The organism is Dyadobacter pollutisoli (assembly GCF_026625565.1).
Taxonomy (GTDB): Bacteria; Bacteroidota; Bacteroidia; order Cytophagales; family Spirosomataceae; genus Dyadobacter; species Dyadobacter pollutisoli.
Map to the genome: position 1 here is coordinate 4,789,884 of NZ_CP112998.1, position 24,095 is coordinate 4,813,978.

At 45.7% G+C, this 24,095-nt stretch carries 18 protein-coding genes; 8 read left to right on the forward strand and 10 right to left on the reverse strand.

All coding sequences use genetic code 11. The features are described 5' to 3' along the window. Positions 1 to 26: 26 nt before the first annotated feature. The gene (locus ON006_RS19510) at positions 27 to 812 is read left to right on the forward strand and encodes a phosphatidylinositol-specific phospholipase C/glycerophosphodiester phosphodiesterase family protein (RefSeq protein ID WP_244821049.1); all 786 of its coding nucleotides are present in this window, start codon (positions 27 to 29) and stop codon (positions 810 to 812) included. 109 nt (positions 813 to 921) lie between these two features. After that, positions 922 to 2,223 (forward strand): ethanolamine permease, encoded by a 1,302-nt coding sequence (eat, locus tag ON006_RS19515; RefSeq protein WP_244821050.1) that lies wholly within the window; start codon positions 922 to 924, stop codon positions 2,221 to 2,223. Between the two features lie 16 nt (positions 2,224 to 2,239). On the opposite strand, the gene ON006_RS19520 is transcribed toward eat, so the two are convergent. The 4 genes from ON006_RS19520 to ON006_RS19535 form a co-directional block, all read right to left on the reverse strand. Beyond that, positions 2,240 to 4,498 (reverse strand): TonB-dependent receptor, encoded by a 2,259-nt coding sequence (locus ON006_RS19520; protein ID WP_244821051.1) that lies wholly within the window; start codon positions 4,496 to 4,498, stop codon positions 2,240 to 2,242. Between the two features lie 42 nt (positions 4,499 to 4,540). After that, the gene (locus ON006_RS19525; protein WP_244821052.1) at positions 4,541 to 5,830 is read right to left on the reverse strand and encodes a tetratricopeptide repeat protein; all 1,290 of its coding nucleotides are present in this window, start codon (positions 5,828 to 5,830) and stop codon (positions 4,541 to 4,543) included. Between the two features lie 109 nt (positions 5,831 to 5,939). Then, the gene (locus tag ON006_RS19530) at positions 5,940 to 8,240 is read right to left on the reverse strand and encodes a DUF4331 family protein (RefSeq protein WP_244821053.1); all 2,301 of its coding nucleotides are present in this window, start codon (positions 8,238 to 8,240) and stop codon (positions 5,940 to 5,942) included. 28 nt (positions 8,241 to 8,268) lie between these two features. Then, the gene (locus tag ON006_RS19535) at positions 8,269 to 10,026 is read right to left on the reverse strand and encodes a DUF4331 domain-containing protein (RefSeq protein WP_244821054.1); all 1,758 of its coding nucleotides are present in this window, start codon (positions 10,024 to 10,026) and stop codon (positions 8,269 to 8,271) included. A 583-nt stretch (positions 10,027 to 10,609) separates the two neighbouring features. Between ON006_RS19535 and ON006_RS19540 the strand changes: the two genes are divergently transcribed. Continuing rightward, a complete protein-coding gene (locus tag ON006_RS19540) occupies positions 10,610 to 11,344 on the forward strand; it encodes a LytR/AlgR family response regulator transcription factor (protein ID WP_244821055.1) in 735 nt (244 codons plus the stop codon). A gap of 416 nt (positions 11,345 to 11,760) precedes the next feature. Here the strand turns inward: ON006_RS19540 and ON006_RS19545 are convergent, their stop codons facing one another. The 5 genes from ON006_RS19545 to greA all read right to left on the reverse strand — a co-directional run bounded on the left by ON006_RS19545 (position 11,761) and on the right by greA (position 16,341). Next, positions 11,761 to 13,026, reverse strand: coding sequence for an exo-beta-N-acetylmuramidase NamZ family protein (locus ON006_RS19545; RefSeq protein WP_244821056.1), 1,266 nt, complete (start codon positions 13,024 to 13,026; stop codon positions 11,761 to 11,763). Between the two features lie 100 nt (positions 13,027 to 13,126). After that, positions 13,127 to 14,179 carry a PA0069 family radical SAM protein gene (locus ON006_RS19550; protein ID WP_244821057.1) on the reverse strand — a complete coding sequence of 351 codons (1,053 nt, stop codon included), beginning with the start codon at positions 14,177 to 14,179 and terminating at the stop codon, positions 13,127 to 13,129. A 102-nt stretch (positions 14,180 to 14,281) separates the two neighbouring features. Then, positions 14,282 to 15,352 (reverse strand): M20/M25/M40 family metallo-hydrolase, encoded by a 1,071-nt coding sequence (locus ON006_RS19555; RefSeq protein WP_244821058.1) that lies wholly within the window; start codon positions 15,350 to 15,352, stop codon positions 14,282 to 14,284. A gap of 56 nt (positions 15,353 to 15,408) precedes the next feature. Beyond that, complete coding sequence (locus ON006_RS19560) at positions 15,409 to 15,732, reverse strand: hypothetical protein (protein ID WP_244821059.1); 324 nt, start codon at positions 15,730 to 15,732, stop codon at positions 15,409 to 15,411. 126 nt (positions 15,733 to 15,858) lie between these two features. Beyond that, positions 15,859 to 16,341: a transcription elongation factor GreA gene (greA, locus tag ON006_RS19565; protein WP_244821060.1), complete on the reverse strand. Its 483-nt coding sequence runs from the start codon at positions 16,339 to 16,341 to the stop codon at positions 15,859 to 15,861. A gap of 227 nt (positions 16,342 to 16,568) precedes the next feature. Between greA and fmt the strand changes: the two genes are divergently transcribed. From fmt to ON006_RS19585, 4 genes are all read left to right on the forward strand, one after another. Beyond that, positions 16,569 to 17,489 (forward strand): methionyl-tRNA formyltransferase, encoded by a 921-nt coding sequence (gene fmt, locus ON006_RS19570; RefSeq protein ID WP_244821061.1) that lies wholly within the window; start codon positions 16,569 to 16,571, stop codon positions 17,487 to 17,489. 308 nt (positions 17,490 to 17,797) lie between these two features. After that, on the forward strand, positions 17,798 to 18,259 hold the full coding sequence (gene tnpA, locus ON006_RS19575) for an IS200/IS605 family transposase (RefSeq protein WP_244821062.1): 462 nt from the start codon (positions 17,798 to 17,800) through the stop codon (positions 18,257 to 18,259). Between the two features lie 172 nt (positions 18,260 to 18,431). Continuing rightward, positions 18,432 to 18,932 (forward strand): dihydrofolate reductase, encoded by a 501-nt coding sequence (locus tag ON006_RS19580; RefSeq protein ID WP_244821063.1) that lies wholly within the window; start codon positions 18,432 to 18,434, stop codon positions 18,930 to 18,932. 41 nt (positions 18,933 to 18,973) lie between these two features. After that, positions 18,974 to 20,065, forward strand: coding sequence for an alpha/beta hydrolase (locus ON006_RS19585; RefSeq protein WP_244821064.1), 1,092 nt, complete (start codon positions 18,974 to 18,976; stop codon positions 20,063 to 20,065). Positions 20,066 to 20,111: 46 nt separating this feature from the next. On the opposite strand, the gene hslU is transcribed toward ON006_RS19585, so the two are convergent. After that, positions 20,112 to 21,509, reverse strand: coding sequence for an ATP-dependent protease ATPase subunit HslU (hslU, locus tag ON006_RS19590; protein ID WP_244821065.1), 1,398 nt, complete (start codon positions 21,507 to 21,509; stop codon positions 20,112 to 20,114). Positions 21,510 to 21,777: 268 nt separating this feature from the next. Here hslU and ON006_RS19595 point away from each other — a divergent pair, with 268 nt between their 5' ends. After that, entirely contained in the window at positions 21,778 to 24,060 is a 2,283-nt protein-coding gene (locus tag ON006_RS19595; protein ID WP_244821066.1) for a GH92 family glycosyl hydrolase, read from the forward strand. Positions 24,061 to 24,095: the final 35 nt, after the last annotated feature.

The following is a 24,095-nucleotide window of genomic DNA, read 5'->3' on the forward strand; positions in this document are numbered from 1 at the left end:
CCACCGTTCCTACTCCACTACCTCGTATGAAATTATTTACTTCTTTGGTTGTTTTTATTTGCCTTTCTGTCCAAACTATTTATGGACAAAGCATCAATGCGTACACCACCGCGCAGGCGCACTCCCATAATGACTATGAGCGAAAAAGAGCCCTTATGGATGCTTACGAGCAACAATTTGGTTCTGTCGAGGCGGATATATTCCTGGTTAACGACTCACTTTTTGTTGCCCATAATCTGAAAGACATTAAACCTGAACGAACTTTCCATGCATTGTATCTGGGCCCGATTTTAGAGCTTGTACAGAAAAACGACGGCAACATTTACGCTCAGAAAGACGCTCCTCTGCAATTGCTGATTGACTTAAAAACCTCAGGAGAAGAAACACTTGCTGCGCTGATCAGAGAATTGGAACCGCACCGGAAGGTACTCGCACCTACTGGCACCATCAAAATAGTAGTGAGCGGAAATGTGCCTGATCCCGCATTATTTGAGAAATACCCCGCCTACATTTATTTTGACGGCCGCCCGGAGGTCTCTTATACCCCGGCACAGCTGGCCCATATTGGTTTGATCAGCCAGGCGTTTCAAAAATATTCAGGCTGGAATGGCGAGGGACCGCTTCCTGAAAAAGAAAGAAAGAACATTCAAAAGATGATTACTCAGACACATAACCTTGGAAAAAAGGTGCGGATTTGGGCGACGCCGGATAATATCAATTCCTGGAAAACCATGATGGCACTGGGCGTCGACTACCTGAATACCGATAAGGTAAGAGAAATGGGCGACTACCTTCGTACTGCACCGAGATAGTAAATCGAAATAAAATACCGACAAAATTTAATTTTTAGATAGTATCAAATAGCATTCGGATAGTTATAGACTATATTGTATTGTTTTAGAATAAGTCAAACCATCCTTCATGTCTGCTGAACAAACCGCTGCGCTCAAAAAAGTTTTAAAACCTATACATCTTTGGGCCATCGCGGTCGGATTGGTTATCTCCGGTGAATATTTTGGATGGAATTATGGCTGGGGCGTTTCTGGCACCATTGGTTTTCTCATCGCCACGGTCGTAGTCACGATCATGTATGTGACATTCATTTTCAGTTTCACAGAACTCACAACGTCGATTCCACAAGCTGGGGGGCCATTTTCATATGCATATCGGGCATTTGGCTGGTGGGGCGGGCTTATAGCAGGTTACGCCACATTGGTGGAGTTTCTGGTCACGCCTCCTGCGATTGCATTTGCACTCGGGAGTTACTCGCATTTTCTGTATCCTTCATTGCAGGTGCTCGACGTGGCATTCGCCTGCTACGTGATCTTCATTCTCATTAACTTATTGGGGATCAAAGAGTCAGCATTATTTTCATTGATAGTCACTTTACTCGCGGTGGTGGAGCTTCTGATCTACATTGGTATTGTCGCGCCCCATTTTTCATACAGTACATTTGTCGCAGAACCGATGCCATTTGGCTGGGCCGGTGTTTTTGCAGCGTTGCCTTTTGCGATCTGGTTTTACCTTGCTATCGAAGGTGTGGCGATGGTTGCCGAAGAAGTAGAAGATCCCAAGCGTACGATTTCATTGGGCTACATTTACGGCATTTTAACCCTGGTAGTACTGGCAATGGCCGTCATGATCTTTACAGGCGGAGTTGCTCCATGGCGCCAGCTCAGTGAAATTGACTACCCTCTGCCGGCAGCATTAGGCATTGTGCTTGGCCGCGACAACAGCCTCACGCAACTTTTTGCCAGTCTCGGCCTTTTCGGGCTGATCGCTTCTTTTCACGGGACCGTCATCGGCTATTCGCGGCAGATTTTCGCATTGGCGCGAAGTGGTTACCTTCCTTCTTTTTTGGGGAATGTGAATGTACGTTTTCAAACTCCGCACTGGGCGCTCATCGCTGGCGGGCTTGTCGGGTGTCTTGCTCTTCTATTGGGTACTACCGATCAGGTGATCATTCTTGCAGCTTTGGGGGCCGTGGTGATGTACATGATCAGTATGGTCGCGTTGTTTGTTCTTCGGAGTAAAGAACCTCAATTGGAACGCCCGTTTTCAGTACCATTTTATCCCTATTTTCCGGGGGTAGCACTGGTTTTATCAGGCATATGTCTTGTCGCCATCGTGTACTACAATGCGCTGCTCAGCTTGTGGTTTTTTGCAGGACTGGCAGTGGTAGCTGCATTCTTTACCCTCACGGGACGGCATAAGTCGCTGTAAATTGATTTTGGATTAATCAGAAAAACAAAGTGAGGCTTAGCCTGGCGAAGAATGGAGTACCCGGTGTGAAATGGATTTCTTCCACGGGCTCGCTTTCATTTTGCAGCCTGCTTTCGGTGTTGAATTGGGTTTCCTTCCATTTCGTATTCAAAAGGTTTTGAACCGAAAGACCGACATTGTACTTCTTTTTGGCATAGTTAACCTGCATATCGCCCACGAAATACCCTTTTGCGACAATCGAATTATCCTCGTTCGCAGGCCGGTTAGCCATGTAACGGTAACGAAGCGAACCACTTAGTCCATTCGGCATTTGCAATGATAGCCCACCCGTAGAAGTAAACAATGGAGCCAGCGGCAGGTAATTCATCCCCTCCAATGTACCGATCGCACGCGGCTTGGCAGTACTCACATCTACATCGGCATACAATGTCTTGGTCAGCTGGTACCTCACTGAAAGATCCAGCCCCTGCCTTTTCGACTTGCCGCTAGGCTCGATCACCCCGGCGTCGCCCACATATACAAACTCCTGCTGCAGCCAGAGATACCAGGCGGCGGCATTGATAAACATCTTAGGAAAAGGCTTGAAAATTACTCCAAAGTCAGAGCCATAAGCACCGGGCAAAATTTGCTTGCCACCTTGCGGCACCACTACCCGGGTATCATTGGAGTGAAACCCTTTTCCGGAGTTCAGGTATAGCTGCAGTCGCTGATTGAATGTGTAATAAAAATTCAGTTTAGGCGAAATGATGGCATCAGTGGCGTGTTTTTTAACAACTGGCTGAATCAGGAAGTCCTGATATTGGTTCCTGAAATAGTCGAGCCGCAGTCCTGCATTGATGGTAAAGCGGTCGGTAAGCTGGATCAATTCATCGGCGTACACAGCCGCATTCAGTTCATTAATGTTGCCTAGTTGATACGGATCGAGTGTTTCTGACCTGTTTTTGGTATGTGACAATTCCGTATTTCGGGTCAGATCGTGCCTGTACTGTGCTCCCACCGTGGTAGTCCAGCTGGTTTTGCCCAGGTAAGTTTGTTTCGAAATACTACCATTATAGCCAAACAGGTTACGTCTTTCTTTCTGGCGGATCTGGTCCCCATTCAATGAGTCTTCAAGAAAAAACGTAAAATTGGAATACAGCTCAAAATTATAATTGCTGTAAAACACCTGATTTTTAATCACATAATTGGAAGGCGTGACGGTGACGAACTGTACATTGAAATTGGTACGGCTTGTTTCGCCTCCCTCAGTAGGGTCCACCGAACCATAGAACCCGATCGCCCCCGACTCGTAAGCACGGTCCGGGATCTGGCCGGAGTGGTTCCATTTGCTCCAAAACGTGGAACCTGTGAGCGTAAGATTGGTGTTAGGTGCCACGTGACCGTGAAACTTGCCGATGACGTTCAGCCGGTTGAAATCCTGAGGGTTGTCGAAATAAGAATTGGTAAATGAATACTCCGAAGCAATGTAGGCAGCCTGGTTTTTATCCTTCCCTTTTTGCCCCAGCAGATCAATCCCCGCCACTGCCCGGTACGAATCGTATTGACCTGCTTCCAGTTTTACGAATGATTTTTCCAATGCGTCCTTCGTCCTGAAATCGACCCAGCCAGCGGTTGTAAAGTTGCCTTTTTCAGCATTATACGGGCCTTTTTTAAAATCAACACCTTGTACCAGCTCAGGAATCACAAAGTGCAGATCGGCGTAACCTTGGCCGTGAGCGTGGGAGACCATATTAACCGGCATTCCATCCACAGTCAGCCGGATGTCGGTACCGTGATCGAGATCAAAGCCGCGCAAAAATATCTGCTCTGCTTTTCCGCCGCCAGCATGCTGTCCAATGAAAAGGCCCGGTACCATTCGCAGAATTTCCTGAGAATTGGTAATGGGCCTCAACTTAATGTCCAGACTACTGATCAGCTGCTGGTCGTGCGCACGCTGTGAAGAAACCAAAACTTCGCTTAGTTCTACGTTGGCACTAGTTAGCAGTGTTTTGATAAATTCCGTCTTGTCGTTTTGAACTGAAACTTCCAGTACCTGCGGCTGGAAACTGACGTGCGATAGCTCAATTTTGTATTTTGAAGCTACCAATCCTTCAAATCTGTACTGACCTAGTTCATTGGTGAGCGTCGCTTTCCCCAGTCCGGAGAGCTGGACGGTAACATCCTTCAAAGGTATATTTGTCGCCTGATCATATACCACCCCAGAAATGCTTCCAAGGTGGGCATATGCACTCATACTGATCAGGAACAGACAGAACGGAAGTAAAAATCTTTTCATTTCAATATAGGGCAAGGTACATTGTCATTGACCAAAAAATGATCAGAGTACAAATTTAGGGTTTGTTTTCTTAGCCTGTGCAAGCAACTTTTCACCTTGTGTTTTGTTGCCCATTGCCAGTTCTATGGCACCGGCGACTTGTAACAATTCAGGGTCTTTACTTCCAGTACTCAATGCCACTTTCATATGTTGCTGAGCCTTGTCGTTATTTTTTTCCTTAAAATAAGCGTGTGCAAGTGCGTGGTTAACATCTATGTTTTTAGGCCTTTTTGCATATTCTTTCAATCCGTAAACGACGGCTGAATCCAGCTGACCGGTTTTAATGTAAAGTTTGCAAAGTTCAAGGTCTACGGCATGTCCTGAGGCTGCGTCTTCGTCCAGCATTTTCACTACCTCTTTGTATTTGGCATTGGCCTTATCTGTATTACCCTGCAATGCATATATATCGGCCATTTCTTCATGAAAAGAAAATTCGGGCATGATCTTCGCCGCTTTTTCAAGCTCTGCCAATGCCTTGTCATATTCCTTTCTGGCTTTGAAAATCTGCGCCTGACCACGCAAAGCAAAAGCATAACTTGGACGCATACTTAGTATTTCCTGATATTGGATTTCAGCCTCTTTCAGCTGACCAGTGGTTTCGTATAAATGTCCCAATGTGTTTTTACTCCAGCATTGTGGCTCGGAGCCGGGTAGGCCTGCTTGAACGGCCAGTTTCATTGCAGAAATCGCACCAGGATAGTTCCCATAAATTTCGCGCAGGTAAGAAGCACGTGAGTATGCTTCCAATGATGGTTTCAATTCCTGCATTTTGTCGGACATCGCCACGGCCTCGTCGTAGTTGCCTAGTTCGACGTTCGCGTCTACCAGTACCCCGTAAACGTAAGCATTATTGGGATTGATCTGTCTTGCTTTTTCGGCCAGCTCTCTGGCTTCCCCAAACTGGTGCTGCGACATTTTCACAGACGCTTTGAAAGTAGTGGCTTCAAAGTTTTTTGGTTCAATGGCTAGTACACCATCGAGGATTTTCAGCACGGCAGGATAATAGTAAGGGTGCTCTCCCGTAATCCTGGCCTCTGCCAGATATATCACCACGACCTGCAAACGAGGTTTTACATCGGTGGGGTTCTCTTTGATCTTCGATTTTAGCTCTTCGACCTTTTGTTTGGTCTTTTGCCATTCAACAGCTGTGGCCAGCTCGCCGTGCCTTTCAAACAGAGCCGGAATGTCGGTACTGGCAGTGTTGGTCTGAGGCGTTTCAGTTTTCTTTTTGTCGGTACATCCTAGCTGGGCAAATACCAAAATTACGATGCAAAGGGTAGTGATAGTTTTCATGATAAAATTTAGAGACATGCCATGAAATGAGACAATTGTGGAATCTTAAAGAAGGCCGGAGATCAATGTGTTACCAGTTCTCTCCGGCCTTTTTGTTGACTAAGGTAATTTATTTACGAAGAATTTTAACCGTGTATTTGCTGTCAGCAGTTGTCACTCTCAGGTAATAAATACCTGACGGACCGCCCAGTTTCACAGCACGACGTTCGGAAGCAGTGGCTTTTGCGATCACCTGCTGGCCGTATACCTGTCCTTTGCTGTTGGCGAGGTCAAGCTGAACTCTTTTGCCAACCGCACCTCTGATCTCGATCATCACTTCGTCATTGGTAGTAGGATTTCCCATGATCACCGCTGACAATGGAACAGGCTGTGTTTCAGCTTCTGCCACTCCCTGCCGCCAGGTCATACCGCATTTGGCGCGGAAATCGAACATCATTGTCGCCTCCGAAGAAGGATCATTGATATATCGTACTTTGGCCCAAAGAACGCCGCTGCTGTTACCGTCTTTGAAAAGTTCCGATTCAACCATCCGATTTACGCTGGTACCCCAGCCTCCGTTCACAACGCCAGCTGCAGAGAATTCCACTGCTTTGGCAGGATCTCCACCCGAGCGCTCGAATGTGAAGCTACCGGTTACGCAGTTGAAGTTCGTGATGGCTACTGCCAATGGTTGCTCAGTTACAGGTCCGGGCCCTTCGTAGCTTGGTCCGCGGAAGCCAGGCCATGGATTTTGCAGATAAGGGAAATTGGCTTTCAATGTTGTGTCATTTTTGGTAACCCCTGCATTGAATGTCAACACACTCAGCAAGTTTGGCGTTACAGGGCTTGCCGTTACACCAGGAGTGAAATCGTCATACCATAAACCAATGGCCGCCAATACTACCCCACCCACTGCTTGCAATTCAATGGTAGTCACATCATCTTCCAGGCGGCGACCGTTAGGGAAGCCATCCATGTTAGGTATCCATTGCAAATCCTTGTTGCCATTGTAAGCAGGGTCTGTCAGTCCCAGTGCAGCAGCCTGAACCAGTCCTAATGAACTGAATTTAGGATCGTTACGAGGTGTTGCAGGAACAGCCATGTTCAGGCGCAGCCAGTCGCCCAATGTAGGCAGGAAGTTATGGATAAACGGTTTCCCAGCCGCCAACGGGTTACCCTCTTTGCCGGTAGCAAGCTGATAAGGAGGCAGGTTAGGAACACCTGTGTAGAAAATTGGCAGGATATCCACAGCGCGGGGGCTGGTCGCATCCGGTAGTAACACACTTCCAAAAGCCGCTTCGGAAAGCGCGGTGCCGTCCAATGCTGCATTACCTTTTAAGCCGTACAAACCTGCTTTGCCATTACGGAAGTCGAACGATCCCAGTGATTTGCTTTGAATGCGCAACGGGGCAAGGCCTGGTACTGCTGTTCCAAACTGAGAGTCGTCCATATACAATGCCAACTCTGGGTTAGTGAAGTATTTGGCAAATTGAAGGTCATTAGCTGGTGAAGTTGCATTCCATTTGTCTTTCATGCCAATTGGAATCACCGCTTCGTTGGTCAATGGCATACCTAGCCGTGAAACCTGTACCCAGTCACCGTCATAGCCTACATCGGCACCACTATATAATGTAGTGATTTTTTTACGGCTTGATGAAGCGTAAACACCGATTACATAGTCTGGATCAAGGATAGTTGATGCCTGCGCAACTGTTTGGTGGCTTTTTTGCAAAGTAGCAACCGGTACTTCGATCACGATAGAATGGCAGTTGAATTTCGCCACACCGTCCCTGGCGCCTGTTTTGCGTACATTTCCAAGATCAAATATCCCACCCAGGTCCACAAAGAATGGATCGTCAACCGGGCCGCAGAAGATTTTTTCCCCGGTACTGGCTGTCATGATTGATTTCGTAACCAATGCATCGTAGCTAGAACCCAAACCTACCGTTTTGTTATCAATGGACCGTGGACCAATGTGCGGAGGAGGAACTGTACCGCCTGAAACAATGGTAGTAAAGCTCTGTCCACCGTCGGTACTGCGTTCGCAGGTGTAGGTAGTTTTGAGATTTTCTTTGCCCAAACGGATCAGGAAAAACGTCGACGGATCTTCATTCATTTTTTTGAATGTGAAACGGTAAACGATGTCCGCGCCGGGTGTGGCTGCATTGTTATCTACATGTACTTCGTAACGGATGTTTTCTCCGAAAGAGTACCAGTTCGGGCCACCTGCCGGGTGCTCAAATGGTATGTAGTTAGCGACAAGGACGATATTTTCCTTGTTTACAGGGCTTTTGAAGGCATAAACGTCGGTGTTATCTGCCAGCGGATCAGTTGAGATTAACGGGGCTTCACGGTGCGAGGAAGCTACCGATTGACCGGACCCGATACAAATCGCGGCCAGTATCCCGATCAGATATAAAAGATTTTTCATATTACACTATTGTTATAAAGTGATGGGATCAGAATCGGGCTTTTTCAGGATAGTCATACCCTCTCCAAGGATTGGCGAGATATGGGAACGCACCTTTCAAAGCTGCATCGTTCTTGGTCGGCCCCGAGGTAAATGTCAAAACGTTAAGTAGCTGCTGTGAAACGGGTGCCTGAGCGGTCGCATCATCATAGAACAGACCTACAGCCGCCAACACGATACCGGAAACTGCCTGCAGTTCAATGGTAGTTACGTCGTCTTCCAGCCGTCGGCCATTAGGGAAGCCGTCCATATTAGGTATCCATTGCAGATCCGCATTAGCATTGTAAGCAGGATCGGTAATACCGAGAACTGCTGCCTGAACTAATCCCAATGAACTAAATTTAGGATCATTACGCGGCGTAGCAGGCACTGCCATGTTCAGCCTCAGCATATCGCCCAATGTAGGCAGGAAGTTGTGAATGAATGGCTTACCTTTTGCCAGCGGATTGTTCATTTTGCCTGTTGCAAGCTGGTAAGGGATCAGGTTTGGAACACCTGTGTAGAATATTGGCAACAGATCGACAGCGCGAGGGCTCATGTTGTCGGGAAGCAGAACTCCCCCGAAGGCAGCCTCCGCCAAAGCGGTACCATCCAATGCTGCATTACCTTTCAAACCAAACAGCCCTGGTTTGCCGTTTCGAAAATCAAATGCTCCCAGAGATTTAGATTGGATACGGAGCGCGTTCATGGACGGCACTGCAGTACCAAACTGAGAATCGTCCATATACAGGGCCAACTCAGGATTGGTAAAATATTTGGCAAATTGAAGATCGTTTCCTCCATAAGGTGTCATGGAGTTCCATTTGTCTTTCATACCCAATGGAATCACAGCTTCGTTGGTCAATGGCATTCCCAGGCGTGAAACCTGAACATATTTGCCATCATAACCTACATCTCCGCCGCCATAAAGCGTTTTGATCATCTGACGGCTGGCCGAAGCCCACACACCGATTACAAAATCAGGATCAAGGATCGTAGAAGCCTGGCCTACATTCTTTCCGTCTTTTTGTAAAAGGTTAATCGGTACCTTGATAGCAATGGTATGCACATTGAAACGGGCAAGGCCATCTTTCGGAGCATTGGTCGTGTTGCCTTCCGGACGGAAGTTACCCACGTCGAAAGCACCTGCCAGGTCTACAAAGAAAGGATCGTCAACCGGTCCGCAGAACACTTTTTCTCCACTTGATGCAGTAGCAATCGCTTTGTCAACCAGTGAATTGTAGTCTGGTGCTTCCAGTCCAACCGTTTTACCTTCGATAGAACGTGGCCCGATGTTGTTTGGCGGTACTACACCGTTCCAGATAATGGTTGTGAACGATTGCCCCCCGTCGGTACTCTTTTCACATTTGTAAGTCGTTTTGAGGTTTTGCTTACCTAAACGGATGTTGAAAAAAGTGGTAGGATCTTCATTTGTGCTTGAAAAAGTGAAGCGATAGGTAATATCGTCACCAGCCGTTGAGGTTTTGTTCTTAATGTGTATTTCATAACGCACATTAGGACCGAAATTGAAGTAATTCGGCCCACCTTCCGGAGATTCAAAAGGAATGTAATTCGCAATAATCGTAATGGAATTAGGATCATCCGGACTTTTAAACGCATACAAATCCGTATTGTCAGCCAACGGATCATTGGAAATTAAAGGTGCCTCCCTGTGACTGGAGGCGTAGCTGCCTAAGGAGCAGAGCAGCGTTGCTAAGCTCAGGACACCATTCCTGAGCCTGCTGAGACCCAAACTAGAAATTTGCATGAGGTAGAAGTTTAAACTATTTGAAATGGAATTAGATTGAAATGAATTCTGTAAACTGAATGAAATTGATCGCTTCTTTGTATCCTTTTCGCCCGACACAAAGCCTGTTAAAGACACACCGAAAACTCAATTTTCAACAAGCACTCGCAATATTATCGTGAAGGTAGGGACGGAACCGAAGCCCGTGATTGACAGACATACGCGGTAAAACCGCAATAAGATCAAATGGGAAGAAAGAAATGTGAAATCTTTTTAAATGCAGGTCTGTATAAATTTTTTCACAAAAAGTTATACATTTATCATTAAAGCAATCAAGCGTTTCTCCCCTGCATAACAAACATTTTGAAATCCGGACAAACCCTCAATAACTTACTGTATATCAGATTTTTAATGTAAACAGCCTCTCCTATAAGTCCGATCCGGACGATTAACTAGTACTAAAAAATGTAGCAACATGTAATTAATTCGTATATTATCATGCATTTGATGCGTGTCGGAATGCGACTACTCATGTTTTTTGAATTCGTAAATCCCTGTTAATCTCTTATCCAAGCGCATAAGGGTTGAATACTTAAATTCTAAGATGAATATTCTAATTGTTGAGGACGACTTTATTATCGCAAAACATCTTCAGTTTTTACTCAACGGATTTGGCTATGAGGCCAATGATGTTGCTTCGGATTATACATCCGCAACAGAAATCCTGAACAGCAAAGTATTTCATCTGGCGCTGCTGGATATCAATTTAAACGGGTACCAGACGGGGATCGATCTGGCGCATTACATCCGGGAGAATTTCAAGATCCCTTTTCTTTTCCTTTCCAGCCACGACGATATAGCAGTCGTAAATGCAGCCCTGGCAGCGGCACCACACGCATTCCTGCAAAAGCCATTTCAGAAGATTACCGTCTATACAGCAGTTAAGCTTGCATTAAAAAATTATCGGCTCGCCGCACTTGCCGGAGAAAGCGACATTGTGGAGAAGGAAGACACTACGGTCATCAAGGATGCATTGTTCATTAAGGAAAAGCATATGTTCACGAAAATACTGCTCGCGGACATCCTATATATAAGGAGCGACGACAACTACCTCGAATTACATACCGGCAAGAAGAAATACACTATCAGGGAAACGCTGAAAAACATGCTTCAGCAGCTGCCTGCAAACTTTTTCTTCCGCGTTCACAAGTCTTTCATCATCAACCTCAATGCGATCACGGCGATTGACTATGTGCACGTGATGATCAACGATATTGAGATACCGATCACGAACGATAACCGCAACGATTTGCTGAGCAGGATCAAAACATTCTCCTGAAAAGTACCTCTTTCAACTGCCTTTTTTCATCACCTTCACTTTTGCCAACTTCACCCCCAAAAAGTTGGATTTCACCACATTGATTTGTCAGGCATTACGCTACGAACTAATTTTATAACACGTAATACCCTCTTCTATTATATATATTCTACCCCGATTAGGTGCCTGGGTTACATTAAAAAATAATTAAAAAAATTTTGCAGCTCAGGCATCCTTTTTACTCAAAAAAACGTAACTAACATTGGAATAGACATTTTTGCATAAATATTTGCATTATGCACACATTGTTTTTCATTTCAAACCTAAACTAAATTTTACCATCAGTTTTTTAATTAAATATCGTTGAGAATAATTAAACATCCCCGGGAAGCTATCCCTGGGATGTTTTGTGTTATAATGATTTGAAATATTGGCACTTACGGATAAATCAAGTATTTCTTCCTCATTGCTTTATAGTAGGATAATTCCGGCTCCCAGCTTTTTCTGATCTCCGCTTCGGATACCCCGGCTATAATCTGCTTTTTCAAATTTTCAGTTCCTGCCAATTTATCAATATCCCCCATTTGCTTGCTTTGCGTCCTGTCGAAAAACCGTGCCTTGTCGGGATAGGCATTGTACATCTCAATCAGCCATTTAAGATGTATCTGGCCCGCTTTTTCAATGTGCTTCATATCATACTTGCGCAGATCCAGCCCGTAGCATTCCGTATCCTGGTGCAATGGTGTTTCACTCATGCCTTTGATGCTTTTCGGAGTGAACGAAAAATCGTACTTGCCTTTCAGTAAAGGGGCTCCCAGTACCGTAAAAGGCATATAAGTTCCCCGCCCCTGGCTCACAATCGTACCTTCGAACATACATATATGCGGATACAACATCACCGACTGCTGCGTATTCAGGTTGGGTGACGGCATGACCGGCAATGTGTACGGCGTAGTATGGGTGTAATTTGCTACTTTAATGATTTTAAGCTTGCACTGCATTTTGTTGGGCAGCCAGCCTTCCCCGTTGATCATTTGAGCAAATTCTGCGATCGTCAGTCCATGCGAAATGGGTATCTTGTACATGCCGATGCCTGAGTGCAGGTGATCTTCCAGCACCGGGCCGTCTACCAGATAGCCGTTTGGATTAGGCCGGTCGAGGATCAGCATTTCCTTGTTGCTTTCGGCACAAGCCTCCATCACGTGACCCAATGTGTTGATATAGGTATAAAACCTCGCACCGACATCCTGAATGTCGAAGATCATCAGGTCGATAGCGGCCATTTGCTCCTTAGTAGGCTTTTTTTGTTTTCCGTAAAGCGAAATGGCGGGAATACCTGTTTTCGGATCGACGCTGTCACTCACTTTATCGCCATTGCTGGCAGTTCCCCTGAAACCATGTTCCGGTCCGAAAATGGTAACAATGTTAACACCCAGGGCTACCAGGCTGTCTACAATAGGTTTGTTTCCGATAATCGACGTCTGGTTCACGAGGATACCTACCTTTTTACCTTTCAAATAGCGGACATACTCCCCGATCTGATCAGCGCCTGTTACCGGCTTTTTTTCTGCAGCAATACCATGGGGCGAATTCAGCGAGTCGCCTTCCGTTATGGTCGGGCCTTTCTGTGAAGTGGAATTGACGCAATTGCTATTCAGGGATAGCATTGCGGTAAGGCTCAGGGCAAACAAAAAGGTTTTCATCAGGATCAGGATTAGCTAGCTAAAATAGTTTTTAATTGCCACGGATGCACGAATTGGCACGAATATTCGTGTCAATTCGTGCATCCGTGGCAATATCTAATTAAAATAACTTCATCTGCCCGCCTCTCATAAATTGCGTAGTATCCAACGCCGGCATCTCCCGGTCTTTAAAATATTTCCTGCACGCCATATCATGAAGCTGCCTGATGTGCTCGGCAAAATTCCCTTCACCTACCATTCTGATGCCGAAACGTGAATCGTTAACAGCACCACCGTGACATTCCTTGATCTGGTTCAGCACTTTGGCTGCACGATCGGGAAAGTGATGATTGATCCATTCATCGAAAAGTGTTGCAATGGCTCCGTTGAGCCGTACCACGGTATAATGTGCCCAATATGCCCCGTTTTCAGCTGCCGCCTGCACCAGAGCAGGGATTTCGTGATCATTAAGTCCCGGAATAATCGGCGCAGTCATGACACCCATCGGAATCCCGGCTTCATGTAATGTTTTTACTACCTGCAACCTTCTTTTTCCGGTTACAGTTCTGGGTTCCAATGCAATCCGCAAGTCTTCGTTCAATGAGGTGATAGATACGGCAGCGTGTACCAGGTTAAGCTTCGCCATCTTTTCCAGGATGTCTATATCCCTTAAAATCAGTGCATTTTTGGTCAGCAAACTCACCGGGTTCCGGTACCTCAGGCAAATCTCCAGCAGCTGTCTCGTGAGCCGGTATTTCTTTTCACCAGGCTGATAGCAATCCGTGTTACCGGAAATGTGAATCCCCTTGGGTACCCATTTTTTGGAATTAAAGAGCTTTTCCAGCAGCTGCGGAGCATTTTTCTTGACAATAATCTTGGTCTCAAAATCCAGTCCGGCAGAGTATCCCCAGTACTCATGAGAGTTTCGGGCATAGCAGTAAATGCAGCCGTGCTCGCAGCCTCGATAGGGATTGATGGAATGAAAGTCAGGGAGATCCGGACTGTCGGATACGCTTAGCAGTGTTTTGGATTCTTCTTCAATAAACTGTGTCCTAGGATTTACTTCGGGGTCTTCCCATTGATGCCAGTCTTCGGATGTGTACTCGATCTCGTTTTTGAAGAACTTGTTGCGAGGATTAATCGCAGCGCCCCTCCCTCTTGCCCGGTTGTCCATTTGTTGATGATGTTCATTTGTTGATGATGTTTTTTGATAATGAAGAATGTAGTGTGTGAAAAAAGACTTGGCAGGTTTCCAAAACCTACCAAGTCTTGCTGTTTACTTAATATATCTGAAATCTTCGTCGCCTTTCAATGAAAGCAGGACGTCGTACATCAGTTGGATTACGTTTTTCACGTCTTCTTTGTGTACCATTTCAACGGTAGTGTGCATGTATTTCAATGGCAGGGAAATCAATGCCGACGCGATACCTTCCGTCGAATATGCGAACGAGTCAGTATCCGTTCCGGTAGAGCGGCTTACTGCCTGGCGCTGAAAAGGAATTTTTTTCTCGTCAGCGACGCGGATCAGCAAGTCGCGTACATTGTTTTGCACCGCCGGGCCGTAGCAAATCACAGGACCGTTACCACTTTTCAGATCGCCTTGCTCTTTTTTATTGTACATAGGCGATTGTGTATCATGCGTGACATCGGTAACAATCGCCAGGTTGGGCTTCAACCTTCGCGAGATCATTTCCGCCCCGCGAAGGCCTATCTCTTCCTGAACCGCATTCACCACATATAATGTAAACGGTAGACGAACATTGTTTTCATGCAACATTCTTGCTACCTCCGCAATCATGTAGCCGCCCATGCGGTTGTCCAGCGCACGGCCGAGGTAATACTTATCATTCAGTTCATCGAGACCATCCGCAAAAGTCGCGACGGTACCTACGTGGATGCCCATTTCGAGTACTTCGTCTTTTTTTGTAGCGCCCACGTCGATAAACAGTTCATGCACTTTTGGAACCTGATCTTTGGCTACGTCACGCACGTGGATAGCCGGCCAGCCAAACACACCTTTGACAACTCCTTTTGCGGTATGCAGATTAACCCGCATCGATGGTGCAATGGCTGCATCCGAGCCACCATTACGGCGAACGTGAATATAGCCGTCATCTGAAATGTAGTTGACAAACCACGAAATTTCATCAGAATGCGCCTCAATGACCACTTTATAGTCCTGCCCGGGCCCAATAACGCCCACGGCTGTACCGTACACGTCTATAATTTCTTCTTCAATATATGGCTTGATGTAGTCCAGCCATATCTGCTGACCTGTGGACTCAAACCCGGTCGGCGAGGCATTGTTCAAATACTTATAAAGAAACTCTCTGCTCTGATCTGACATACTGTTTATTTAAATTACTTAATATCGATTGACGCTGTTTTGCAATTTATTTCCTTTTATAAATACTTCCAAAATGCCCAGAAAGTCCTTGTTTTTAAATAGTCAAGATCCCCCTGGTTCTGGTAAGCTTCCTTTTCAAAAGAGATATGAAGATAGGCTAAATAATGCTTTCTGTACCGGGCAAGCCTGATTAAATATTCGGTCAGATACCATATGTAAAAGAGGATCAGTCCTAGTTCCAGCTGTTGCTTCAAATGGATCCGTTCATGGTTTAACAGAAAGCGGTCGGGGGATTTATGCCTTAAAAGAATGAATGGAAAAAAGGCCATACCCTCTACCCAAAGGAAAGAAACGTTTAGTAAAAAACCTTTGAATTTCATTTTGGAGGCCGTCGGCTTCCTGCTTTCGGCTGGTTTATTTTTCTAGGTCAATTTTAAATAAAAATGTTGGATTGTGAAATGGCATATCCATCGACAATCCAACATCTTATAACAAACTCAGTAACACTATTCGCTGAACCTGCTTATATCCAGTACCTCAAATTCCATCATACCCGCCGGAACTTTGATCTCTGTTGTCTCTCCTACTTTTTTGCCCAGCAGCCCCTTGCCGATCGGCGAGCCTACCGAGATTTTGCCTGCTTTCAAATCCGCCTCTTCCTCCGACACCAGTGTGTAGGTGACTTCCATTCCATTCTTACGGTTTTTGATCTTCACTTTGGAAAGAACAGCAACCTGCGAGGTATCAATTGACGACTCATCGATCACCCGGGCGTTTGACATAATTTCTTCCAGCTTGGCAATTTTCATTTCGTGCATTCCCTGCGCATCTTTCGCCGCATCATACTCTGCATTTTCACTCAAATCCCCTTTATCCCGCGCTTCGGCAATCTGCTTTGCAATCTCCGTGCGGCCCTTGGTTTTCATATCATTCAGCTCATTCTTCAGCTTATTTAATCCTTCTTCCGTATAGTATGAAATCTTAGCCATGACCCTAGTTTAGTTTATAAGTCTTACAATTTTTGAATTTTTACAAAAAAAAAGAACGGCTCTAAGACCGCTCTACAAGAGTAACACACTCGTAGCAGGAGGTTAGAAAACCTTGTCTTTTCGGTTGATATATGATTTTGTCTTCACCATAATTTTCTGTTAAGAACGACAAAAATAACAATATTTGTAAATGGTAACACGATTTTTATCCAAAAGGGACCACATGTATGTCAAAACCATTGAGAATAATTTTTATGGGCACGCCCGAATTCGCGGCCCCAAGTTTACAAAGCCTGGTAGAGCATCATTCTAATGTAGTGGCCGTCGTTACCGTACCGGATAAACCTGCCGGACGGGGCCAGAAACAAACGAAATCACCCGTAAAAATCTATGCCGAAGAGCAGGGCATTCCGGTTCTTCAGCCTGAGAAGTTAAAGAATCCTGAATTTTTGCAGGAACTAAGAGCCTTGAATGCTGACTTGCAGGTCGTAGTTGCGTTTCGGATGTTGCCAGAGGTGGTTTGGAGTATGCCAGCAAAGGGCACGTTCAATTTACATAGCTCTCTTTTGCCGCAATACCGTGGTGCGGCGCCGATTAACTGGGCAGTGATCAATGGCGAAACCGAGACGGGAGTGACCACATTCTTCATAGAAAAGGACATTGACACCGGAAAGATCATTTTTCAGGAAAAAGAAAGCATTCATCCCGACGACGATGCGGGTTCATTATATGAGCGGCTTATGGCACTTGGCGCACAGCTCGTTGTAAAAACGGTGGATGCGATAACCGAAGGCAACTACCCACAAGAGCCGCAGGAGGAGCCCGAAAATATCAAATCAGCTCCCAAGATCTTCCGCGAAACCTGCGAGATAGACTGGAACCGTCCCGCGCAAGATATTCACAACTTTGTCCGCGGATTATCCCCCTACCCGGCCGCGTGGACAACATTGAATGGCTTATCCTGCAAGATATTTAAAACAAAACCCGTGGAATTCACCAGCGATGGCAACCCCGGAGATTTTTCAACAGACCACAAATCCTACCTCTATTTCCGTACATCCGACGGCTGGCTTTCAATCGAAACCCTGCAACTGGAAGGTAAAAAACGAATGGATATCGGGGATTTTCTGAGGGGGAATCGGTTGTAGGGTTGTGGGAAAGGTTACATGCCTGACGGCATTTCGGAAAATGGGTTGTAATGCTACGATGCTACCGAGATTGCATGCCTAACGGCATTTCGAAACTGTCGAGTAGCGTAGCGATGCAATATTGTTAAAAATCGAGTTACGGACTTAGGACTGTCATAAGGTGCATGCCTGACTGCATTTTGAACAATACAAAATCGCGTAGCGATGTAACCTTGGTAGCAAAAATAACATTGCAGATCCGCCAAGAATCCCGTTAGGGATGTAACTATATTGCAAAAGAATTTCTATACACATAAACACTATCAATCATGCCAAATACCCATTCGGAGATTCATCTTCATTTTGTATTTACGCCAAAATTTCGTGCAGCATTGATCACTCCCGACTGGGAGATACGTCTCCATAAGTACATCACCGGTATTGTTCAAAAGAATGATCACAAAATGCTGGCAATAAATGGAACGGAAGATCATATTCACATGCTAATTGGCTATCGACCGGCACAATCAATTCCCAGCCTGATTCAAGACGTAAAGGCTGATTCGTCTCAATGGATTAATAATAACAAATTTTGCCCGACCAGATTCGAATGGCAGTCAGGGTATGGAGCATTCTCTTATTCCAAATCTCAAATTCCGGGAGTTATTCGATACATTCAAAATCAGAAGGAACACCACGGGAAAATCAAATTTTTGGATGAGTACAAACTCCTTCTAGACGAATTTGAAATTGGATATAATGAGAAATACATCTTTAAAATACCGGAATGAGGTCGTAAAAGGGTTACATGCTTAACGGCATTTTTAAAAATAAATCGCGTAGCGATGTCACCTCGGTAGCAAAAAAACAATTGGCGCAATAATGAAAATCCCGTCAGGGATGCAACAACATGCACCACATCACCAACATACATTTACTAACAATATCGAACTAACCAATTCAATGCTTATATCAATTATAGTTGCGGTTTCTGAAAATGGTGCTATTGGGAAGGATAATCAGCTGCTTTGGCGGCTGCCTGATGACCTCAAACGGTTTAAGCAGCTGACTTTGAACCACCCGATGATCATGGGTAGAAAAACTTTTGAATCCATTGGCAAGGCACTACCCGGCCGGACTTCCATTATCGTTACCCGAAACCCTGATTTCAAATTTGAAGGTGTGCTTACTGCCGGTTCTTTGGAAGAGGCTATCTCAAAAGCGCGGGAACTGGAAGATCAGGAAGCATTTGTTGTCGGTGGTGGCGAATTGTACAAATTGGCTGAGCCTCTCGCCGATCGCTTATATATCACCGAAGTGGATACCGTCATCGAAGGTGACACTTTCTTTGATATTGCAGAGCCAGCCGCCTGGATTGAATCAGAACGCACTGTTCATGAGGCTGATGATCGGCATAAATTCAAATTTGAATTCGTAAATTATATTAAGAAAGCGGATTTATAAGTAATTTTGTTGTCACGTAACCCATAGTGACCGTATTAAGAATGCAAGTAGAAGTTGAAACCCTTAGTATAGAATTAACCACGATCTCATCTGATAAACGACCGGTGTTCATTACCGGGAATTTTTGCAAATGGCTTCCTGACCTCGAAGAGTTCAGAATGACAATGGTCAGTCCAGGAGAATATCAGTACCAGTTCCCCGAAGATCTGGAACTCCCCAGTCCCCTGGAATATAAATACACGCGTGGTGGCTGGGACCAGGTGGAGCTGGATCGTTTTGGCAGACCGTATGGAAACAGGGTCATTACCAAACTCGAAGGCGTGATACAGGACAATGTCACCCGATGGCAAAAAGACATTACCAAAAAAGTTGACTACTCTCCTATCGTCGAGGTGCTTTCGGAAGCATTCGAAATACCGCAATTGAACAGGACCCGCCGCATTCATGTGCTTTTGCCACATGATTACCATGACAGGCCCGACCAGCATTATCCGGTACATTATATGACCGATGCGCAAAACCTGTTCGGCGAGGGATCGGAGTACGGAAACTGGAAGATAGATAAGAGCCTTACCAAACTTGCCAAAGAAGGCAAGGCCAATGTGATCATCGTAGCCATAGAGCATGGCGGCGAGGACCGTATCCATGAGCTGTCTCCTTATGACAATCCCAAATTAGGAAAAGGACTCGGAGCATCGTTCCTGCGCTTTATAACGGATACACTGAAGCCACATGTCGACGCAAAATACAGGACAAAGGCGGACCGATTGAATACCGGAATCGGAGGAAGCTCAGTGGGCGGCCTGCTGAGCGTTTACGCAGCTTTAATGTTCCCGCATATATTTGGAAGACTGATGATTTTCTCTCCTTCCCTATGGATTTCGCAGCGCGTCTATTTCGACACGATTCATTTCTTCGAGCCTTTCGAGACACGCATTTATCTATACGCGGGAGGAAAAGAAGGCGCCAACATGATGCCTAACTTTACAAGATTCCACGAAATGCTTGAAAATCAACGGTTCGGATATAATCGTGTCAAGATCCAGGCATCTATAGATCCGAAGGGTGAGCATAGTGAAAAGCAATGGAGTAAAGAATTCCCCATTGCACTGAAATGGCTTTATTCTGAATAAAATAAAAAAAGAGGAGAACAATTTCTCCTCTTTTTGTTTGTAGCTCTTACAATATATATTGACTCAAATCCCGGTTCTTCACCAGGTGCGAGAGTTTTTCCGAAACCAATTCTGCGGTGACGACAATGTGGCTGTCCGAGCCGATAACGTCGGGAATGTCGAACATAAAGTCGTTGAGCAGCAAGCTCATCACCGTTTGCAGGCGCCTTGCGCCGATATTCTCCACTTCACTGTTTACTTCGAAAGCAATCTTGGCGATTTCCCGAAGCGCGCCATCTTCAAATTCCAGCTCCACACCTTCCGATGCCATCATCGCCTCGTATTGCTTGGTTAATGCATTTTTGGGCGTCTTCAGTATTTGGTAAAAATCAGATTCTGTCAGGCTGTTCAGTTCAACCCGGATCGGGAAACGCCCTTGTAACTCGGGGATCAGATCCGACGGTTTGGAAACATGGAAAGCACCTGCCGCCACAAAAAGAATGTGATCGGTGTGGATCACACCATGCTTCGTATTCACCGCACTACCCTCCACGATAGGAAGTAAGTCCCGCTGCACACCTTCGCGGCTTACATCAGGGCCACCTCCGCCGCCGGAGCGGCTCGATGCTACCTTGTCAATTTCATCAATGAAGATAATGCCCAGGTTTTCGGCCTTCCTAATCGCCTCAATCTTCACTTCATCCATATCAATCAGCTTGGAAGCTTCTTCGTCCAGCAGGATTTTTCTGGCTTCTTCTACCGTTACCTTGCGTTTTTTACCACGACGCGGCATCATATTACCGATCATTTCCTGAATGTTCATCATAGAAACGTCGTCAACCGCACCGCCGATCATACCCACATTCGGGGCCTGATTTTGTTGCACTTCAATGTCAATCTTGCGGCTGTCCAGCTCTCCGTTTCTTATTTTTTCACGAAAACGCTCCCTGGTACGTTGGTTCAGTTCACCGTCATCATCAGGCATAACGTCGGAAGTACCGTTATCAGATTTTACTTTTGCAGCCCCCGCACCATGGATCGGTGGAATGAGCGCGTCCAGAATGATATCCTCAACAGCCTGCTCAGCCTTGATTTTTACCTCTTCTTTCTTTTGCGTCCTGACCATTCCCACGGCTTGCTCTACCAGATCGCGAACCATGCTCTCTACGTCCCGGCCTACATACCCGACTTCTGTGAATTTCGACGCTTCTACTTTCACAAACGGCGCATCGGCGATCTTGGCCAGCCGGCGTGCTATCTCGGTTTTACCCACACCGGTAGCACCGATCATTAATATATTGTTGGGAATAATTTCCCGCTGTATATCCTCAGGGCTATTCATTCGCCTCCACCGGTTGCGCAAAGCAATGGCGACATTGCGTTTCGCGTCATTTTGTCCGATGATGTATTGGTCAAGCTCGAAAACGATCTGACGCGGGGTTAGGCGGTTTAAGTGTTCAGTCATTGTGTTTTTATATCGATACGTAACTCAGATGTTATTTTTATGCCGGGAGACATACTGGCCTGTAGCAGCTATTGGTAGCCGCGGCCGGTTTTGTTCAAGTATACTCCCGTTTCAGTTTTAACGTCGTAAAGAACTATGCCCGTACAAAATGTCATGTTTAAGTCAAGAAGCCGCAAATCTTTTCTCCCGATACTTTATGTTACATGACCTTGCATTACTTTTGTTACACTATCTCTTTTCTGATTCAATATAAAGAATTGTCCTTAACATGAAAAAAATCCTTTATTGCCTTTTCGTACTGTTTATAACCACACCTCTTCTCTACGGACAATCCACTGCCAATACCAATCTGGTGGATCTCGTGAATCCGCTGATGGGAACCCAATCTAAGTTCAGCCTCTCTTCCGGTAACACTTACCCTGCCATCGCATTGCCTTGGGGGATGAACTTCTGGATGCCGCAAACCGGCAAAATGGGTGATGGATGGAGTTATATGTACGATGCCGAGAAAATCAGAGGCTTCAAACAAACACACCAGCCAAGCCCCTGGATCAATGACTATGGTCAGTTCTCTATCCTGCCGATCACCGGAAAACTGAAAATTGATGAGGAAAGCCGTGCAAGCTGGTTTTCGCACAAAGCGGAGGTAGCCAAGCCACATTACTATAAGGTGTACCTCGCAGATTATGATGTAACCACGGAAATAGCGCCCACAGAACGCGCTGCACAATTCCGCTTTACATTCCCGAAGGCGGACAGCTCTTTTGTACTTGTTGATGCTTTCGACAGAGGATCTTATGTGAAAGTTATTCCTTCCGAACGTAAGATCATTGGTTATACAACCAAAAACAGTGGCGGTGTGCCTTCCAATTTCAAAAACTACTTCGTTCTCGTTTTTGACAAAGCATTTACATTCTCATCTGCTTTTCATGGCAAGACATTGGCAAAAGATACATTGGAGCTGAAAGCCGGCCATGCAGGAGCGGTCGTAGGTTTCAAAACCAAAAAAGGTGAACAGGTTGGCCTGAAAGTAGCTTCATCTTTTATCAGCCCTGAGCAGGCGGAATTGAACCTGCAACGTGAACTAGGGAATGATTCTTTTGATGTAACCAAAGAAAAAGGTCACAAAGCATGGAATGACGAGCTTTCGCGCATTAAAGTAGAAGGTGACAATATCGACCAGATCCGCACATTTTACTCATGCCTCTACCGTGTGCTGTTGTTCCCAAGAAAGTTTTATGAATTCGACAAAGCGAACAAAGTAGTACATTACAGCCCGTATAATGGCGAGGTTCGTCCGGGTTATATGTTCACAGACAATGGTTTTTGGGACACATTTCGTGCGGTTTTCCCATTCTTTACATTAATGTACCCTACCCTGAATTCGCATATCATGGAAGGCCTCGCAAACGCGTATGATGAAAGCGGCTTCCTTCCTGAATGGGCAAGTCCTGGTCACCGCGATTGCATGATCGGTTCCAACTCTGCATCGCTGATCGCTGATTCGTATGTGAAAGGTGTTCGTGGTTATGATATCAATAAATTATACGACGCGATCATTAAAAACACTGAAAATGCAGGCCCGGTCAGTTCTGTTGGGCGATTTGGTCATGAATATTACAATGAACTGGGTTATGTTCCTTACGACGTTAAAGTGAATGAGAACGTAGCGAGGACTTTGGAATATGCCTACGCCGATTTTTGTATTTCCCAATTGGGTAAATCATTGAAAAAACCCCAAAAGGAGATCGATCTGTACCTCAAAAGAAGCCAGAATTATCACAACGTTTTCGACCCTGAAAGTAAGTGGATGCGTGGTAAAAACAAGGATGGCAAGTTTCAGTCACCATTCAATCCATTCAAATGGGGGGATGCATTTACAGAAGGAAACAGCATTCACTATACCTGGTCGGTGTTCCAGGACGTGAAAGGATTGATCGGTTTAATGGGCGGAAGGGAAGCATTTGTTCAGAAACTGGATACTGTTTTCACATTGCCTCCGATCTTCGACGACAGCTACTATGGCTTCCCGATTCACGAGATCCGCGAAATGCAGATCATGAACATGGGTAACTACGCACACGGAAACCAGCCGATCCAGCACATGATCTACTTATATAACTACGCCGGCGCTCCTGACAAAGCTCAGTACTGGCTGCGTCAGGTAATGGGTAAGTTGTACCAGGCTTCTCCGGACGGCTACTGCGGTGATGAAGACAATGGTCAGACTTCGGCCTGGTATGTATTCTCTTCACTTGGTTTTTACCCGGTAACACCTGGTACTACTCAGTATGTGATAGGCTCACCCCTATTCAAAAAGGCGACGATGACCATGGAAGACGGCAAGAAGTTTACGATCCAGGCCCCCGCCACCAGCGATGCCAATATGTACATTCAGGGTGCGACATTGAATGGGAAACCCTACGGAAATACATTCCTGGAACATGCTGATATACAAAAAGGCGGAACCGTGCAGTTCAACATGGCCAGCAAACCTTCCAAAGTGTGGGGTACCAAGCCCGAGGCAGCACCGTTTTCGTTGACGAAATAAGGTCGGCGGTCGCCGGTCGGCGGTCGGCGGTCGGC